We start from the raw sequence: 17,303 nt of genomic DNA on the forward strand, positions 1-17,303 counted from the left end.
CTGCCGCCTCTCAAGCACAGAGAGTGATTGTCCCCACCGACCACTACCCGCCATGGCGGCTGGCTGAAAATGACACCGATATATCAGGCATACACATAGAACTGACCGACCATCTGCTGAAACAATTAGGGCTCAAAGCGGAATACGTTCTGCGACCCTGGAGCAGGTGCCTGCTCATGCTGGAAAGGGGAACTGCCGACATCATGGCAGGCCTATTAAAAACCAAGGAACGCTCGGAATACCTGATCTACCTTGACCCTCCATACAGCAATAAAGACATAAAGGCTTTTTATGTAAGACATGGCAATTCCGGCACAATCAAATCCTACTCCGACCTCGTTGGAATGAAGATCGGGACCACGCTTGGAAACAGCTATTTTCCAAAATTTGACAACGACACACAGCTGCAAAAAGACCCTGCACAAAATGAAGAAACCTGCTTCAAAAAACTGCTTTATAACCGGATTGATACTGTTATCATAAGCGAAGATACAGGTGATTATCTGGTGAACAAACACGGATATCAGGGGAGAATCGAAAAGGCTGAATATAAGTATTCCCTGCCGCTTTCGGTTTACTTTGCGGTTTCCAAAAAATCTCCGCTGGCTGACCGGATTCCTGAACTTGAAGCTGCCATGAAAAAGATGGTTGAGTCCGGCGAAGTACGAAAAATGGTCAATAATTTCCTAAAAAAGCAGAACTGATTTTTCAACCGCGATACGCTATCAATTCCTTGGGAAACCCCAGCACCCTGTTACTGACCACCTCATCTGCATGAGGAAACAATTCCCGCATCTGTTTTTCATTCAACAGATTAAAATCCGGTGACGTCGACTTGATCCAATATCTTGATATTTTCTCCAGCCGGGCCACATGCATTGCCCTTGATTTCGGGTAGGCATAAAACGCAGGCAGCCAGGAATGGGATTCCAGCGGAAAATGAACGCACGGGGTCTGCACGAAATACTTCCGGGCCACCCGTTCTATATCGGCCGCAAAAACTCTCTGCACCGCAAATGCCTTGGCATAAAAATCATCAGCCCTGTAATCCCAGACCTGATCCTTGGGCAGGTTCACATGTTCAATAACACTGTTGCAGAAGACGGTCTCAAACTGCCCGTCCTCCAGAGCTCCAAGACCGCCGTCATTCAGAGTAAAAGTTTCAAATCCCCTGCTCTTTGCTACCAGCAAATCCTGCGCGGAAATATCTGCAACAACCACCCGCAAATTGCGTTTCTGCACCAGATCAAGATTATCGTAAAAGAATGAACCGCGTCCTCCGCCAAGGTCCAGCACAGTCCCGCCCGGTCGGGGATTCACCAATTCAAGAAAACGTATGAATCGTTTTCTTTTCCAACCTCTGGAAATGGCATGATAAAGCTTCGAAACATTCCGGCGTAAAATTATTTTTAACTTGTCCATCATCGAACCCACTGCAGAAACATGGTTGCATCCAGAAGATATTGCTTAAATCCTGCCCCATTTGCAGACAAAAATCCAGAACGGTCAGGCTTTGTGCCGTTTCAGCAGCAGAGCCGGAGTTGTTGACTTATAGAGGTGTATTATGTGAGGTGTGGCTTCCACTCAAGAAGGAGAAGCGGAATGCGCATTTATATGGGATTTGACGATACTGACGACAAGAACGCCACCATGGGTACCGGACGGCTGGTCCGTGAATTTGTATACGGGCTGGACAACGACTGCCATGTGATCGGCGTGGTCCGCCACCAGCTGCCCCGGCTGGATAACATTCCGTACACCTCCAACAACAGCTCGGCCTGCGCCATTATTGAAATTTCCCCGGACAGCAATCTGGATTACCTGCGCGAACAGGCCACCGCACATCTGCATAAACACAGTGCTCCCGGCAGCGATCCGGGCTTGTGCATTGCCCGCGAATCCAAAGTAAACAACGAAATCCTCGAATTCTCCAAAACCGTAACCGGACTAAGGCAGACCCAGAAAGACGCCATGCACGCGGCCCGGTCTATCGAGCTGTACGGGCTGGGCGGCACCAATGACGGTATCATCGGGGCCACCGCAGCCGTGGGGCTTACCAAGTACGGCTGGTGCGGGCGGTTCATTGAATACGGACGACTGCGCGAACTGGGCCGGGAACTGCACGTTCAAGATCTGCATGAAGCCGGAATCGACGTCATCTCCACAGACCGTGACCCGCTGGTCCCCCTGCCCGGCGATGAAATCCGCAATGCCATATGGATCAGACCCTCGCTCTGGGGAGGACGTCCGGTGCTGCAGGTAAAACGCGTGGATTACGGTATCTGGGAACCGGCCCACGGCAAGCGCAAAAAAGGCCTGCCTTCGGCGACTCTCCGAGGGTCCTGCGGAGCTGATTTTGATGCGCTATCGCGCCATTGATAACCGGATTTCGCCTCCGGCGGCCAAAGGGGATAATCCCCTTTGGAATCCCTATTAGTTTTCTCCCCTATAACGGTTGATAAAACTCTCCAGCGCATCCCGCTGACGCTCCATGTGGATTATCCACGCTTCAAGAATCTCCTGACCTTCCGGGGTGATGGAATAAACCCGCTTTGCCGGGCCGTCACCCTCGGCATCCCATTTGGATTCCACCAGCCCTTCCTCATCCATCTGACGCAGATGGCGGTAGATCATTCCCGGAGGGGCCTCACCGCGCAGAAAACCATACCCGCTGATGGTTTGAATCAGTTCATAACCATACGAAGATCCTGACATTAAGGCCATCAGCAGCGATGGCTGAACATACCGCTGGGGCTTGCCCCCGCCTGCTTTTTTCGACATTTTTCACCTGTTCTTCTTGACTATATGTTCTTAGAGGATATATATCTAGTATAGACGAATATCCATAAAGGCACAACAAAACCAAGAGGAGGCTTTATGAAAATTTTCGTAAGGGAAAGAGTAAGGGCAAATGAAGGGGCCAAGAAGCCTCGCTACCGCGTAGTTGCAGTGCAGGGCGAAGGCCTGACCATGAAGGTGAAGCGCATTCGTAAGTGCGAACTCAATCAGCTCGCCAAAATCACCGGAGCAGAGATTGTTTATCTGGAACGGGACGGCAAGAATGCTGAAGGAAAGCAGGGCTAAGAGAACGGGGAGCAGTAACTAAAACTGCTCCCCGTTTTTTATTTAATCCTTATAAACAATAGTCCCGACATGTTCTCCGCGCAATGCGGCATGTACGCATTCCGGATCACGCAGCACATCGATAATCTGGAACTGCTTGAGGGTCTTGGCATTCTTGAGGAAGGTCAGCACGGCCCGTTCTACGATGAGATCGTCAAGATCCATATCGATCAACTCGTCCACGTGGATGCGATCATAGAACTTGAGAGTCTCACGATCCTTGGCTTTCTTGGGATCATCTTCATAAAGCCCCTTTTCATCTTTCAGATAAATTACGGACTTGGCACCGATGTTCTCCGCCAGCAGGAAAGCACCGGAATCAGTACGGTGCGGCGGGATGGACCCCACTTCCGCCGGATGTTCGAAAAATCCGTAAGGCGGAATACCGGTGGTGATGGGCAGGTAACCGAGCTGGCAATACATATTAAGCTGCTCCAGATGGTCACCGTGACCGATTTTTACTCCGCCGCGCTTGGCCAGCAGCACGGAAAGCATTTCCGCATTCTGCCATGAAACCTTATCGCCGAGCTTGGAAAGCACACCGGTGGGCATGCCGAGATCAACACCGATATTGTAGACGTGGCGCGCACGGGTTCCGCCTCCGGTCATGAGCAGGATTTTATGCTCTTCCTTGGCCTTGACCAGTTCATCAAGAATAGGCAGCAGAGCATTGGCACCACGGTCCATGATGGACTGTCCACCGATCTTGAGCACGTTAACATCCGGCTGCATATGGAAATACTTATCTGCCTCGGTGTTACGCAGGCAGTCCTTGCCCACAAGGGATTCTCCCAGCAGCTTGGTTTCTATATGCAAACGGCCCTTTTCACCTTCTTCTTTGATCAACTTACCCATAAAACCCTCCGTTTTATTATCAGTATTGGCAACCCCGAATTTAAATGGAGTTGTGTTATCATAAACTATTCACAGCTATTATGACACCTTAAATTTTGCTAAAACCATGCTCAGCAAAATCCCGGCCCCGAAAGCCCAGGCGAGATTGGTCGCAAGCGTGAGCACCAGCATAAGCCCGATGACCGCCTGCTCAGGCCTTGCGGTCATATCACGGGCAGCCAGAACAAGTTGCAGCCCGGCAAAAACAAGCAGGACTCCGAGCACGCCCATGGGAATAAGCTGCAGGACTTTAACTGACTGTGCTCCGAACCCGATTGCCAGCAACACGAATAAGGCCCCGATAATCAGGTTGGAACCATTCGTCCGTGCCCCGAAACGGTAATGGGCAGCCAGCCCCCCCGCCCCGTGGCAGACAGGCATACCGCCCACCAGCGCGGCAAAACCGTTGGCAATGCCCATGCTCATACACAAGGCCCGGTCAGTTACCCTGCGCCCTTCATTACCGAAATATTCATAACTCAAATCACGGTTGGCGATGACCGCATTACCCAGTGTCATGGGAATCTGAGGCAGCACAAGGGCCAGCAGGGCAAAAGAAAATTCATCCGCAGTGGGAAATCCGAAAGGCATGAACTGCGGCAAATGGAAACCGAAACTGAGATCAGCCAACCCCTGCCATGCCCCGAGCAATCCCCCCAGCACAGCACCGCAGCCCACGACCACCAGCCCGGCAGGCACGCGCTTGTTATTGATCAGCTTCAGGGTAACAACACCGAAGATGACGCCGAAAACAGCACTGAGCGGCAGCGGGCCCAGTGATTGAAAGCTCAAGAACGGCTCAACCTTGCCCAAAACTTCCTGCAAACCGCTGATTCCGGCGGCCAGAAACACGCCCTTAAGCAGCAGGAGCATCCCGGTGGAAACCTGTACTCCGCGAATCACCGGCAGGGGAATCAGCCGGGCAGCCTGTTTTACCAGACCGCTTGCACCGAGAAAAAACATGAATGCGGCAATAATATATCCGGCCCCGGTGATAACCGCAGGGCTGAGCGACTGGGCAATGGCATAGGCGGAGACCACCTTCATGGGCTGCACCGCAATAGGCACCCGGTAGTACATGCCCCCTATGATGTAGAACAAGCCCACGGTTAGGAACAATCCGGTTGCGGAAAGCCCGTTGACCATGATCATGGCAAAGGCAAGGGGCAGCAAGGCTCCCAGATCCCCCACCGCTCCGGCCCACTCCATCCTGTTGAAACTGATTCGCACTGCAACTCCTCTTTATGTCGGCTGATTAACTATTACTGCATTATGCAATTAATTCACATCTTTTTTTAAAGCTGACAGAGCGGATATAATATTGTTTTTACACCATCGGAAACATCAGACTGCTCAATATAAAAAACTCCCGGCCGACATTACGCCGACCGGGAGCAGTACAATCAAATAAACTGTATCGCTAATCATCAAAGGCCATGGAAACTTTCCATGCTTCCCAAACCTTACCCACAAGGTCCGGGCCGGGGCTCAGAATGGCCTTGCCGGGCTTCCAGCCGGAGGGGCAGACCTCGGCAGCACCGGTTTCCCTGACGTGCTGGTATGCCTGAATCTGGCGCAGGGTTTCAGAAACATTACGCCCCACAGGCGGAGTCAGCACTTCGTAACCGACAATCACTCCGTCCGGATCAATGAGAAAGCGGCCACGGATGTCAACGCCCGCGTTTTCATCGTAAACGCCATACATTTCACCGACTTTACCACCGCCATCGGAAAGCATTGGGAAGGGCACCTTACCCGCGGTGATCATCTTGGAAAGTTCGGTCTGTTCCCACATTTTGTGGACAAAGACACTGTCAGTACTCATGGAAAGAACCTGAACACCGAGAGCTTCGAATTCAGCATGTTTTTCGGCGACCGCCGAAATTTCGGTTGCTCAGACAAAGGTGAAATCACCGGGATAGAAACAAAGCACTACCCACTTGCCTGCGTAATCTGAGAGTTTAACTTCCTTAAATCCGCCATCCTGATATGCCATGGCAGTAAAATCAGGGGCTTTTTGTCCAGCTTTAATCATGGTTCCTGCTCCCTTAGAAGTTTCGGAGGCGACACTTCCTACTTCCGGCTGCGTTTCCTCGGGCTGAACGCCCACAGGTTTTGAGCAGCCTGCTTGTGAATTACTCATAATTGTTTTCCTCCATTCTTAATATCAACCCTTATATCAGCCCTTTCTATTGCCAGAAAGTGTTTTCATTAAAAAACCTGATACAAAAGAACATAGAAATATTCAGAACAGATAAATTAATTGTGCTGACTTGGGATAAATCATAATAGTAATCTTTATTATTTTATGTCAAGTTTTTTCTCTTACCTCCCCAAAAAAATCAACCTAGTCAGCGGAATTTACGTTCAAAATATATTTCAGGTAGTTATCATCAATCTTTTTTATAAAAGGATTTTCAATATGAAAAAATTTAACATTTTTAAAGTCCGCAAACTTGAGGCTGGATTTGTACTTTTCTTTCCATAAACGCAAAAGTGAACCATCCTCATAAGCCAGCACCAATCCCTCATAGACCCTGCGGGCTGCCAGCTTGCTTCTTTTATTCGTAAAGAAAAAACGCGGAAGCGGATAATATATCCCCACCTCTCGATTCAAACGAAGCCCTCTCAAATCCTGATGGGATTTATATTCTTCCTCCACTTCATTCACACCACGCGGAAAAAGATCAAACCTTCCCTTAACGACCATTGAAAAAAGACTCTCATATTTCGGAACCACTAATACATTGAATTCAGCAGCCTCCAGAATTTCACTATCCAGCCAACCGAATCCCTGCCCGATGCTGTACTTCTTCAATTGCTTGAGTGAGTCCACTTTACTGAGTTCCGCATTCAACCTTTCAGAAACAAAAAACTGTCTGTAGCCGACTATACCGAGATCAATGGGAAATGCTGCGTATGCCAACTGGTTGCAATGCTTTTCAGAAGCGGAAAGCTTGAACATGGGATTTTTCAACTTTCCTTCTTTCAATACAGTGATGCTGCGGGAAAAATTCATCACCGGACTTGGTACCAGTCTATAGCCGCCCCATGTCTCTTTGGTTTTTTCAAGGGCCAGCTTCAATACAGCGTTATCATAATCATAACGCTTGTCGGTCGGGCTTTCCGGCACGCGGTAGGTAAATACGGTTACTTTTGCATGGGAAAACCCGGCCCCAAAAACCAGTAGCAGAACGGTACAGACGATCACTTTCTTCATGAAAGTACCCACCTTAAAATTTAATTACTTATCTTATAGTAGATACCTTTTATGGAAGTATTGCAATACAAAGCACAAAAAAAGCTGCTCAAAACAGAGCAGCTTTACAAATCTAAATATTAAATTTTCTTCTACCAAGGCATGGGGTCAGGCAAAATCACATCATCTGAGTAGTCATACTGATCAAACTGCTCCGAAAACCAGTCAAAAAACTCAAAGTAAGGGAAAATCTTACGTCCTGCCTCGACCTTATCCAGAGCCTTCTCGCCGCTGATATCAATTTTCTTGGAATCAAGGGCCATGACCGGCACCAGATCTTCCGGGCAGACATAGGCAACATTGCCAACCACATAGTAGCGGATGTCATGCTTCTTATAAGTAACCTTCTTCACAACAGTCTTGCTCATATACACCTCACACTTGATCTCATTTAAATTTTCAGGTGGTCATAAATCAAATGAGGACAGCGCACAACCGCCTACAGCTTGCGCTGGGTGTAATCTGTAAAATCAGTTTCCTTGCGCTGGAATTCACCTTCGAAAAACGGCGAGGAAATCAGGAACTCAGCGGTGGAACGGTTACTGGCAGTAGGGATATTGTACAGCACAGCCAGACGAAGCAATGCTTTGACGTCAACATCATGAGGCTGCGGCTGCATGGGGTCCCAGAAAAAGATCAATACATCGATTTTGCCTTCAGAAATCATGGCCCCAAGCTGCTGGTCACCGCCCAGAGGACCGGACTTCATCCTGTTAACCGGCTTGAAATCATAACCCTCGTCTTTCTTCTGGGCCGCACGTTCCCTGATCATTTTCTCCACCAGCCCCCCGGTGGTCCCGGTGGCTACCAGATTATGCCGGGAAAGGATATTATGGTTGCAATCCACAAAATCAAGCAGTTCATTTTTGCAGTTATCATGGGCAACTACGGCTATATTTTTCACTAAGCTCATGGCTATCGTCCTCATAGGTTTTGGGGAGTTTCTCGGGGCACTATGCCATGCAGGATTATGAATGTCACTTACGCTGTGTTGAGAGGAAGAAAAGAACGATGTCAAAATAAAAGCTGCTGAAAACATCAGCAGCCCCGAAAAAACGCAACTGTAAAAACAAGCTAAAACCGCTCTTCCCATTCCTTGAGTTTGAACCCGATAAGCACAAAATCATCGGTAACAAGAACAGGCCGCTTACAAAGCATACCGTCAGCGGAAATCAATTCGAACAGTTCAGCATCGGACATGGAATCAATTGTATCCTTAAGTCCCATTTCCTTATATTTCTTGCCGTTGGTGTTCACGAATTTCTTTTTGTCCACCCCTGCAATTTTCTGCCAGCTGAGAAATTCATCCTTGGTCGGGGTTTCTTTGACAATATGGCGTATGGTGAAATCAAAGCCCTTTTCTTCAAGCCAAGCCTTGGCTTTACGGGAAGTTGTTCAACTGGGATAATGCACTAAAATCATGGTTATTTCATCTCCGTCTGATGTTTACAGTCAACTCTTACCACCAAACCCATCAGTAACACAGATAGAAAACAGCCACAATTATAGACAAAAAACAGGTCTCCATGGACAATCATGGAGACCTGCACAATATTACTACGGAATTACAGTTTTAGAACTTTTCAAAATCGCTGTCGTCGGCTTCCATATCCAGCGAAAGTCCGCCAAAATCGGAAGGTTCAGACTTGGCCGGAGCAGGCTGCGGAGCCGATTTAGGAGTTGGTTGCGGGGCAATTGCAGGAGCTGCGCTAACCGGGGCTTCCTGCCTTGGGGCACTCACGGGCAGGGCTTTGGGCCGGGAATAAGACCCACCGCCGTAACCGCTGACCTTGAAGAAGGCCATGGTATTCTCAAGCATGGCACTCTGGGAGGAAAGCTCCTCACTGGTAGAGGCCATTTCCTCGGAAGCGGAGGCATTCTGCTGAATCACCGAATCAAGCTGAGCAATAGCCTTGCTGATCTGTTCCGCACCGGAATTCTGCTCTGCACTTGCCGAGGAGATTTCCTGCACCAGCTCCGCAGTTTTCTGGATATTGGGAACGAGGTTATCAAGCATATCTCCGGCCTTTTCAGCCACAGTTACCGTGGAGGAAGAAAGTTCGCTGATTTCCCCGGCGGCATTACCGCTACGCTCGGCCAGCTTGCGGACCTCAGCGGCAACAACGGCAAACCCTTTGCCGTGTTCCCCGGCACGGGCAGCTTCAATTGCCGCATTCAGGGCCAACAGGTTGGTCTGGCGGGCAATTTCCTCAATAATGGAAATCTTTTCCGCTATATTCTTCATGGCTGTCACTGCTTCAGATACAGCCGAACCGCTCTCCTGAGCATCGGATGAAGATTTAAGGGCAATTTCCTCGGTGGTCTGGGCGTTAAGGGTGTTTTGCTTAATGTTGCTGGCCATTTCCTCAATGGATGCGGAGACTTCTTCAATGGAGGCGGCCTGTTCTGTTGCACCTTGCGAAAGACCCTCAGCAGAAGCGGAAAGCTCGGTACTGCCGGAAGCCACATTACCTGCTCCGGAACGCACATCCGAAACAACCTGAGTCAGCTGCGCAGCCATATCACGCATGTTGCCGTAGACACCGATTGCCGGTTCCACGAACTTCAGATCAAGGTCGCCGCCTGCTATACGCTGAGCGACATTCGCAATTTCAGCAGGATCACTGCCGAGCTGCCTGTTAACAGTCCTGATAATGAATCCTGCGGTTGCAACGCCTACGCCAAGAGCAATCAAACTGATAATTACCGCCATCATGATGGCCTGATTGTTGGCTGCCTGAAGCTTCGGTCCCAGTACATCCTGATCTGCCATGACTGAAAGTTTGACGTCCTCAACATCCTTGGCGATTTCAGGACCGATCTTATCCAGATGGTTGGAGATGATATCGTTACGGGTAAAAATGACCTTTGCCACACCGTCGAATGCGGCCACATATTTTTCTTTCAAATCAACAATTTCAGTCAGCAGACGACGTCTTTCAGGATTTTGCAGACTACGGTCCAACTCATTGAGCAACTCATCAAATGCTGCCATTTCAGCTCCAACCCTGTCCACGGAGGATTGAGCGTTATCATCAAGAAATTTAACCACATAAAGACGGGCCAGCAGCAGATTGCGCATGGCGTGTCCGCTCTTGACCGCCGCATCCATATCATTGTCCCGCTCTGCGGTTTCCAGAATGCGGGTCAGTTTCTTTTCCATCTGCGGACCGGCTATATTGAGGATATCATTTACATAATGATTCCGCTCTACCCGAAACTTTTTAACCTTTTCAAAATATTCCCCGTAATCTCTGACTTCCTTATCAACTTCCGCGATCAGGCTGGCCCGTTCCGGTTTTTGAATTTCAGAAATAGCTTCATCCAGAAATTCACGCATTTTTGTATAATAATCGTCATATTGCTTAAGATCGAGATCACTGCCAGTTATGATGAAATCCTTAACATTCATACGTACCATGAGCATATTGGCCTGCAATCGCCCACTCAAGTTTGTATCTCGTGCCAACCCGCGATACTGGGTGAAACCCTCACTGGAATTCTCCAGAGCCCAGAAAGAAATTACTGCCAGAACCAGCAGCAGCCCAAGAACAGAACCAAAACCGAGCATCAATTTAGCCGATAATTTCATTTCATCCCCCAAAAGACTATTTTGTCGAACCAGCTTCCACTTACAGCTGAATGTGACTTTGGAATTTCTACACTACATTAAGTTGAACTATTTTTGGAAGGAAAAACATACTTTTTTTGGACAATAATTGTAATAAAGGCTGGAAACGTACTGTTCACAAGGGTTACATACTTACACTTAAACTTTTAACTCATTTAAAATAACACTGCATAAGAAAAGGGCCGATTGATTTCCCAATCGGCCCCGTACAATTCATATACAACAAACAGAAAGACTAACCTTCCCCGTACTGGTCTCCCACCTTGGGGAAGCTGTCCATGTGCGGCTTAATGGCCTTGCCGAGCCAGTCAATGGACTGCCCGAGGTTGAGCATATTGGCCATACCTTCGGCATCCTCGGCAACCTCACCTTTATTCAGGCCGTAGCCCATGTTCCAATAAGTGGCTCCGGGTATAATCATACCGTTGATCTGGAACAGGTGGTTGATGGTATCGAAAACATGGGTTGCACCGCCACGACGGACCGCCACAACAGCCCCGCCGATCTTGCCCGCGAACTGGCGGTCATTGGCAAGGGCCACAAAACCGGAACGGTCAATCAGGGCCTTGATCTCGGCAGTCACATCAGTGAAATAGGTGGGCGACCCGATGACGATGGCATCAGCTTCGACCATCTTTTCATAGACTTCATTGAACTTGTCGTTATCCACGACACATTTGTTATCCTTGTTCTCCCAACACTTCATACAGGCCATGCAGCCGCGGATTTTCTTGCCGCCAAGCTGGTAAAGTTCAGTTTCCCAGCCAGCCGCTTCAAGCGGTTCCAGAACCTTTTTCAACATGGTTTCGGTATTGCCGCCCTTGCGCGGACTGCCGTTGATTGCGATTACTTTCATCTGTCTCTCCCTTAAATATAATCTCGAATTATTGAACCGGACCGCCCGACGGCCCCAGCTCTTTTATGCAAAGCAACAAATTATGTGCAGCGATAATTCAACACAATACCGAATTACACATCATACTTTTGGCTGATATTCAGGAGCCAGAAAAAACACCTTTTAAAGACTGGGATTTACAATCCTCTGCATAAGACAGCGCACAGAAACCAGTCCGGCAAATTCACCGTTTCTGGTTACAGCGATGGGATCAAAAGTATAGCTTCCCTCACGGGAAAGAGCACTATTTGCCACCTCATCCAGATCGGATTCCGCCGGGAGCACAAGCAATTCCTTATCCATAATTACTGCCACAGGACGATCCATAAAAAGAGCCTTGTCCGTTTCATGGCGCACAATCTCATCCATGCGGCCCTTTGTAACCATGCCCACCGGAGAGAGTCCGTCCAGCACCACAAGACAGGCCCATTCCCCGCTTTCGCGTAACCGTATCAGGGCATCCGAGACCGTGCTGTCAATAGAAATAGACTGCGCGGGCCAGACCATTTCCCCAAGTGACCCCGGTAAATCCAGTTCCGTCTTGTTCCCTTTACCTATGACCTGATAAGTGCGGATGGAATGCTGAATGCCCTTGACCAGAATAGGTGCCCGCCCAAGACAGCGGAACTCATCTTTCACCAGTGCCCATGTTTCGTGGGAGATCAGAATCTGATCCGGGGGCGCATTCTGCTCCAGCCGGGCGGCAACATTCACCTGTCCGCCGATGATGGTATAATCCATCAACTGTTTTGAGCCGAAATTACCCACTGTGCAGAATCCGGTATTAATACCCATGCGGACCTTGAACGGTGACGCTATCCCAAGCTCAAACCACTGCTGCTGCATTTCCTTCAGGGCTTCGCGCATCTCGATTGCCATATTCACGCAGGCCACGGCATCTTCTTTGTATCCCTGCGAGACAGGGTCGCCGAAAAAAATAAGCACTGCATCGCCGATGAATTTATCAATGGTCCCCCCGTGCTTGATGGCAATGGAAGACATGCGGTCGAGATAATTATTCAGGAGGACAGTCATATCCTCCGGTTCCATACGCTCGGTAGTGGAGGTAAAGCCGATGATATCGGAAAAGAAAATGGTCAGCTTTTTACGTTTGGCCCCGATCAGGGAATCCTGCTTGCCGTAAAAAATAGATTCGTAAACCTGCGGGGAAAGATAACGGCCCAGCTTATCGGAAAGCCCGGCCAGTCTTTCGGTCTGCTCCTTCTGAATCAATGAAGAAGCAATGCGGCGCAGCACCATGGGAGGGCTTAAGGGACGGCGTATAAAATCCATGGCCCCGGACTCGAACCAGCGCAACTCATCTTCAGGGTCCCTGCTGGCGGTGAGAAGAACCACCGGGATATGAGCGGTGGATTCGTTATCCTTAAGTTTTTTGCAGATATCACAACTTTTCATCTCCTTCTGATCGGCATCAAGAAGGATTAAATCCGGCTGTTCACGGGCGGCCACATCAAAGACATGGGAAATATTCATGGCCATCAGCAAGGTATAATCTTCACGCAGAATCTGCGCGAAAAAATCCATTTCGGGCTTTACATTGTTTACGATAAAAACAACCGGGCGGTTATGTTTTTGCACGCCGCATCTCCTTTTTCAACAGCTCTTTAAACCATTATTAACCAACTGCAGAAGAGATTAAAACAAAAATATTACAGTCTGCCATGCAGCATACCCAGCCGGGCCAATAATACCCCTGTAAAAATTCAAACCGCCCTCCCCTAATATTCAAAAGGCGGCTCTGTCTTCACGTCAAAAATAAAGGGCATCCCTTCCACGGGGTGCTCTTCTACTTCAACGGCCTTCAATACGAATGTATCACTGCGGACCGCATTGAGTGCGCCTTTAATAGTCAGGCTCTTCTCAAGCGCAGGAACACCCTTTTCCAGCGTTCCCAGCACCCTCACCCATGCTCCTTCCTTAAATTGATCAGGGGTGTCCACTTTCACCAGACAGACAACGGCTGTGGAATCCGCAAAACAGCAGGTTATAAAAAGCCGCCCCACTCCGATGAATCCGGCCCGGTCCAGTTCCGGAGTACGCAGAACCAGCCCCTGTACGGCATAAGCATCCCCGGCAGAAACGAACTCCTCAACAGCAAGCATCTCTGCCAAATTGATCTTCGTATACTCCACTCCGCCGTAATCTACAGCGGGCTTAATTTCGGCATGAAATTCCCCGGTCAGTCCCCCGGATTCCGCCAGCCCGTAATCATCTTCACCCATATATTCGAAGGATACTACAGCAGTGTAAGCAAGCCCTAAAAACACAACGATCCCCAACAATTCACTTATCTTACGCTGTCTTTCCCAATTGAACAGACAGACACCGCCGACAACCGAGAGCACAACCCCGGTCACAAAAGTGAGCCAGGAATATTTGGGGTTAAGAAACTGCCAGTAATAAGAGGAACAGGACAGGACGACCATGAAGGTACCTGTACCCACTAACAATAATGATTCCAGAAAACGCAATAAACCGGCCATATTACTGCCCTCCCAGATTCATTATGAGTGCCATGGCGTAGACAATGACAGTGGGTACCACCACAAGGGCCCCGGCGACCCGCTTACTGAATACAGCAAAAAACATGGGAATAAGCTTTAAATCCACCATGGGACCGATGGCCATGAAAGCCACTTTAGCGGTGACCGGAAAGGAGACAAAAGACGCAGCCACAAAAGCATCTGCCTCGGAACAGATGGAAAGCAGAATGGCGAGGACCATCAGTCCGGTAATGGCCAGCCAGCCATGGGCCGTGAACATATCCAGAATTTCAGGGGGCAGAAAAGTCTTGAAGCCCGCAGCAACAATGGCCCCGAAAATCAGAAAGCGGCCCATGGACATAAATTCGGCTCCGGTGTGGTAAATCACCGCCTTGAATTTATTGTCATCCGTGGCACCGCAACCGCAGCCGCAGCCGTGCCCGTGATCATGCGAATGCTTTTCCTCCAATTCGCCGAGCCGCTGGAGATTGATGGGCTGGGGTTTGAGTACATCCCGCGGTGAGGCGTCCCCAAGCACAAAGCCCAGTATCGTGGCCGGAACAATGACCATGAGCACCCGCAAAGCCACAACAGTGTAATCGCCCTGAAAAGCAAAAAGCGTAGAACCGAGAACAACAGGATTCACCACCGGAGCAGCCATCATGTACGGAATCGCCGACCTTGGCGGAACGTTTTTCAGCAGCAGCCGTTTGGCAACCGGAACAATGCCGCACTCACAGGTGGGCAGCAGCATACCGGCAAAAAGCCCCGCCGCAACCTGCCCGGCACGGTTGGAAGGAACAAAACGCAAAAGCGTTTCCTCGGAAACCAGAACCTCGATAACGGCTCCGATAAATGATCCCAGAAGTAAAAAAGGCGCGGCCTCAATAAAAATGGAGGTGGCGGCCATGGCGAAAATTGAAATATCCTGCATGACAGATGTGGTACTAAAAAAAAAGATAGATAGAAAGGAGCTATCCCCTGTTTAACTGGACAGCCTCGACAATGGAGCGTAGATTTAGCCTACTTTTTCGCTCTGAATTCAAAACAACTATGGATATCCAGACATGACTCCCTCTTCCCAGCCACAGAATGAAGCAACATCATACCTGCCGATATTTGTTGCCCGCCAGCCCATATTCAACCGCCAAGGCGACATCTGGGGTTACGAGCTGCTTTACCGGGCCAGTGCCAACGTCTGCATGGACGGCAGCTCTCCGAGCACCGCTACCTCGCGGGTTATCTCGGACGGTCTTTCACTTGCGCTCAACTCAATTTCCGACTCAAAAAAAATACTTATAAACTTTTCACGGCACATGCTTCTTGTAGAATCAGCCACTGTACTGCCGCCTGAAATATGCATCCCAGAAATACTTGAAGATGTAGGCATCACCCCTGAGATAATTTCAGCAGTAAAGGAGCTAAAAAAAGCCGGATACTCAATCGCCGTGGATGATTATATCGGCCAGCCCGGAATGGAGCCGCTGCTGAAACTTGCTGACATTGTAAAAGTAGACATGCTGGGCATGAGTCTCAGTGCAGTCGAAAAATTAAGCCGCAGCCTGACCAAATATGACTGCGAACTGCTGGCTGAAAAAGTCGAGAACAGGGGGATGTACGATCTGGCGGTGTCGTTGGATTATTCCTACTTTCAAGGATATTACTTTGCAAAACCGGAACTGATTAAAGGACGCAAGATCAGCAGCAGCATGCTGACCCAGTTCCAACTCATGGAGAAACTGGCTTCCCCGGATTATGAAGTGAACGAAGTAGCCGAGACCCTTTCCCGCGATGTGGGACTCAGTCACAGGCTGCTTCGCTATGCATCAGCTGTTGCGCGCCTCTCAGAAATACGCTCACTGGGCCATGCGGTCTCGCTTCTTGGGCTGAAGCCGCTTAAGCAATGGCTGATGATCACCATGCTTTCCGACACCAGTCGGGAAGACCGCAGTATGGAACTGGTCTATCAATCGGCCCGGCGGGGAAAATTCATGGAGCTGATAACCGACTCCATAGCCGACGATAAATTTGAGGGGGAATCCCTTTTTCTGCTGGGACTTTTTTCCAATCTGGACGGGCTGCTGGGATCGCCCATGGATGAGGTGGCCGGACACCTTCCGCTGGAAAAGTCACTGACCGAGACCCTTTGCGGGGAGAAAACCCCTTTCAGCAGCCTGTTATCCTTGGTGAAATCCGTAGAAGCAGGCCAATGGGACTCAGTTGCAGTATTTTTACAGCAATACTCCATCTCCGAGACTGACGCAGCAAAAGCCTATGCCGAAGCAGGCAAATGGGCGCATGAAATCCTCTCCGACAATAAAACAAAATAAAACAATTACATATCCAGAACTGGAAATAAGACTAGAGATATTGCCAGACTCTGTTCCTTGCTGTTTCTACAACGGCAACAGCGTAAAGATCCGTGAAAGCGATTTCAACAACTTCGGCCCTATAATCAGCCGCATCCTGCTTTTTGTTGTATGCTTCCATCAGCGGAATGGATTCATCCAGTGTGCGTGATTCCGGGGAACTGCCATCATTCGAACGGGGATGATAACCGATGTAGATGCTTTCGAGTTGTTCCTGTTCTTTGCTCATTTGCTGTCCTGATTAGTTTGCGGTTACGTGAACTATCGCCTCAATATGTACTTCAGGCAAAATATCATGTCTTTTCAGGCATACTAGCAGGAAAAATCAGGAATTGAAATCATATGATTTTATTCACTTTCTTACACTAAAAACTTAGCGATTTGAGTTTGATCAATCGGGCTTGCGGGCCTTTGTTTGGAGTAGACCCGGTAATGTTGGAGCTATGTTAAAGGCACTTGGTTGACCAATTTTTTTTACACCAAATCAATACTTGGAGCGGCAAAATTCAATACACCGTTCCCGACTCGACAAACTGAGAAACCCGCCGTTGTCATCTCGAAGCACAGAACAATTTGCCATGCACCTCCGGTTTTCAGCTTTCGTGTATTTCCCCTCACAGCAGGCCGC

Annotated in this window: 18 protein-coding genes and 1 pseudogene; 4 read left to right on the forward strand and 15 right to left on the reverse strand. The window is 49.1% G+C overall.

Annotated elements, in window-relative coordinates; genetic code table 11:
• The first annotated feature begins 23 nt into the window (after positions 1-23).
• The gene (locus FMR86_RS01200; protein WP_163349243.1) at positions 24-704 is read left to right on the forward strand and encodes a transporter substrate-binding domain-containing protein; all 681 of its coding nucleotides are present in this window, start codon (positions 24-26) and stop codon (positions 702-704) included.
• Between the two features lie 4 nt (positions 705-708).
• Here the strand turns inward: FMR86_RS01200 and FMR86_RS01205 are convergent, their stop codons facing one another.
• Positions 709-1,425 carry a bifunctional 2-polyprenyl-6-hydroxyphenol methylase/3-demethylubiquinol 3-O-methyltransferase UbiG gene (locus FMR86_RS01205; RefSeq protein WP_163349244.1) on the reverse strand — a complete coding sequence of 239 codons (717 nt, stop codon included), beginning with the start codon at positions 1,423-1,425 and terminating at the stop codon, positions 709-711.
• Positions 1,426-1,602: 177 nt separating this feature from the next.
• Between FMR86_RS01205 and FMR86_RS01210 the strand changes: the two genes are divergently transcribed.
• Positions 1,603-2,379: a hypothetical protein gene (locus FMR86_RS01210; RefSeq protein WP_163349245.1), complete on the forward strand. Its 777-nt coding sequence runs from the start codon at positions 1,603-1,605 to the stop codon at positions 2,377-2,379.
• 54 nt (positions 2,380-2,433) lie between these two features.
• On the opposite strand, the gene FMR86_RS01215 is transcribed toward FMR86_RS01210, so the two are convergent.
• Positions 2,434-2,781 (reverse strand): helix-turn-helix transcriptional regulator, encoded by a 348-nt coding sequence (locus FMR86_RS01215; protein ID WP_163349246.1) that lies wholly within the window; start codon positions 2,779-2,781, stop codon positions 2,434-2,436.
• 96 nt (positions 2,782-2,877) lie between these two features.
• On the opposite strand from FMR86_RS01215, the gene FMR86_RS01220 reads away from it, so the two are divergent.
• The gene (locus FMR86_RS01220) at positions 2,878-3,084 is read left to right on the forward strand and encodes a hypothetical protein (protein WP_163349247.1); all 207 of its coding nucleotides are present in this window, start codon (positions 2,878-2,880) and stop codon (positions 3,082-3,084) included.
• 42 nt (positions 3,085-3,126) lie between these two features.
• Here the strand turns inward: FMR86_RS01220 and FMR86_RS01225 are convergent, their stop codons facing one another.
• From FMR86_RS01225 to FMR86_RS01280, 12 genes and pseudogenes are all read right to left on the reverse strand, one after another.
• Entirely contained in the window at positions 3,127-3,978 is an 852-nt protein-coding gene (locus tag FMR86_RS01225; protein ID WP_163349248.1) for a uridine kinase, read from the reverse strand.
• 78 nt (positions 3,979-4,056) lie between these two features.
• Entirely contained in the window at positions 4,057-5,247 is a 1,191-nt protein-coding gene (locus FMR86_RS01230) for a putative sulfate/molybdate transporter (RefSeq protein WP_163349249.1), read from the reverse strand.
• 190 nt (positions 5,248-5,437) lie between these two features.
• Complete coding sequence (prxU, locus tag FMR86_RS01235; protein ID WP_163349250.1) at positions 5,438-6,160, reverse strand: thioredoxin-dependent peroxiredoxin; 723 nt, start codon at positions 6,158-6,160, stop codon at positions 5,438-5,440.
• Positions 6,161-6,364: 204 nt separating this feature from the next.
• Positions 6,365-7,237, reverse strand: a complete 873-nt coding sequence (locus FMR86_RS01240) for a hypothetical protein (protein WP_163349251.1) — start codon at positions 7,235-7,237, stop codon at positions 6,365-6,367.
• A 131-nt stretch (positions 7,238-7,368) separates the two neighbouring features.
• Positions 7,369-7,644 (reverse strand): hypothetical protein, encoded by a 276-nt coding sequence (locus FMR86_RS01245; protein WP_163349252.1) that lies wholly within the window; start codon positions 7,642-7,644, stop codon positions 7,369-7,371.
• Between the two features lie 71 nt (positions 7,645-7,715).
• Positions 7,716-8,189, reverse strand: a complete 474-nt coding sequence (locus FMR86_RS01250; RefSeq protein ID WP_163349253.1) for a methylglyoxal synthase — start codon at positions 8,187-8,189, stop codon at positions 7,716-7,718.
• Positions 8,190-8,350: 161 nt separating this feature from the next.
• A pseudogene (locus FMR86_RS01255) lies at positions 8,351-8,659 on the reverse strand (Spx/MgsR family RNA polymerase-binding regulatory protein); the annotation flags it as partial.
• Positions 8,660-8,849: 190 nt separating this feature from the next.
• Positions 8,850-10,868, reverse strand: coding sequence for a methyl-accepting chemotaxis protein (locus FMR86_RS01260; protein ID WP_163349255.1), 2,019 nt, complete (start codon positions 10,866-10,868; stop codon positions 8,850-8,852).
• A gap of 274 nt (positions 10,869-11,142) precedes the next feature.
• Complete coding sequence (locus FMR86_RS01265) at positions 11,143-11,763, reverse strand: flavodoxin family protein (RefSeq protein WP_163349256.1); 621 nt, start codon at positions 11,761-11,763, stop codon at positions 11,143-11,145.
• Positions 11,764-11,925: 162 nt separating this feature from the next.
• On the reverse strand, positions 11,926-13,401 hold the full coding sequence (locus FMR86_RS01270; protein ID WP_203544744.1) for an adenylate/guanylate cyclase domain-containing protein: 1,476 nt from the start codon (positions 13,399-13,401) through the stop codon (positions 11,926-11,928).
• A 140-nt stretch (positions 13,402-13,541) separates the two neighbouring features.
• Complete coding sequence (locus FMR86_RS01275) at positions 13,542-14,306, reverse strand: hypothetical protein (RefSeq protein WP_163349257.1); 765 nt, start codon at positions 14,304-14,306, stop codon at positions 13,542-13,544.
• Between the two features lies 1 nt (position 14,307).
• Positions 14,308-15,240 (reverse strand): permease, encoded by a 933-nt coding sequence (locus FMR86_RS01280; protein ID WP_163349258.1) that lies wholly within the window; start codon positions 15,238-15,240, stop codon positions 14,308-14,310.
• A gap of 133 nt (positions 15,241-15,373) precedes the next feature.
• Here FMR86_RS01280 and FMR86_RS01285 point away from each other — a divergent pair, with 133 nt between their 5' ends.
• The gene (locus FMR86_RS01285) at positions 15,374-16,636 is read left to right on the forward strand and encodes an EAL and HDOD domain-containing protein (protein WP_163349259.1); all 1,263 of its coding nucleotides are present in this window, start codon (positions 15,374-15,376) and stop codon (positions 16,634-16,636) included.
• 31 nt (positions 16,637-16,667) lie between these two features.
• Here FMR86_RS01285 and FMR86_RS01290 read toward each other — a convergent pair whose 3' ends face one another.
• Positions 16,668-16,904 carry a hypothetical protein gene (locus tag FMR86_RS01290; RefSeq protein ID WP_163349260.1) on the reverse strand — a complete coding sequence of 79 codons (237 nt, stop codon included), beginning with the start codon at positions 16,902-16,904 and terminating at the stop codon, positions 16,668-16,670.
• Positions 16,905-17,303 lie beyond the last annotated feature (399 nt).

The sequence above is a fragment of the Desulfovibrio sp. JC010 genome (assembly GCF_010470675.1).
Taxonomy (GTDB): Bacteria; Desulfobacterota; Desulfovibrionia; order Desulfovibrionales; family Desulfovibrionaceae; genus Maridesulfovibrio.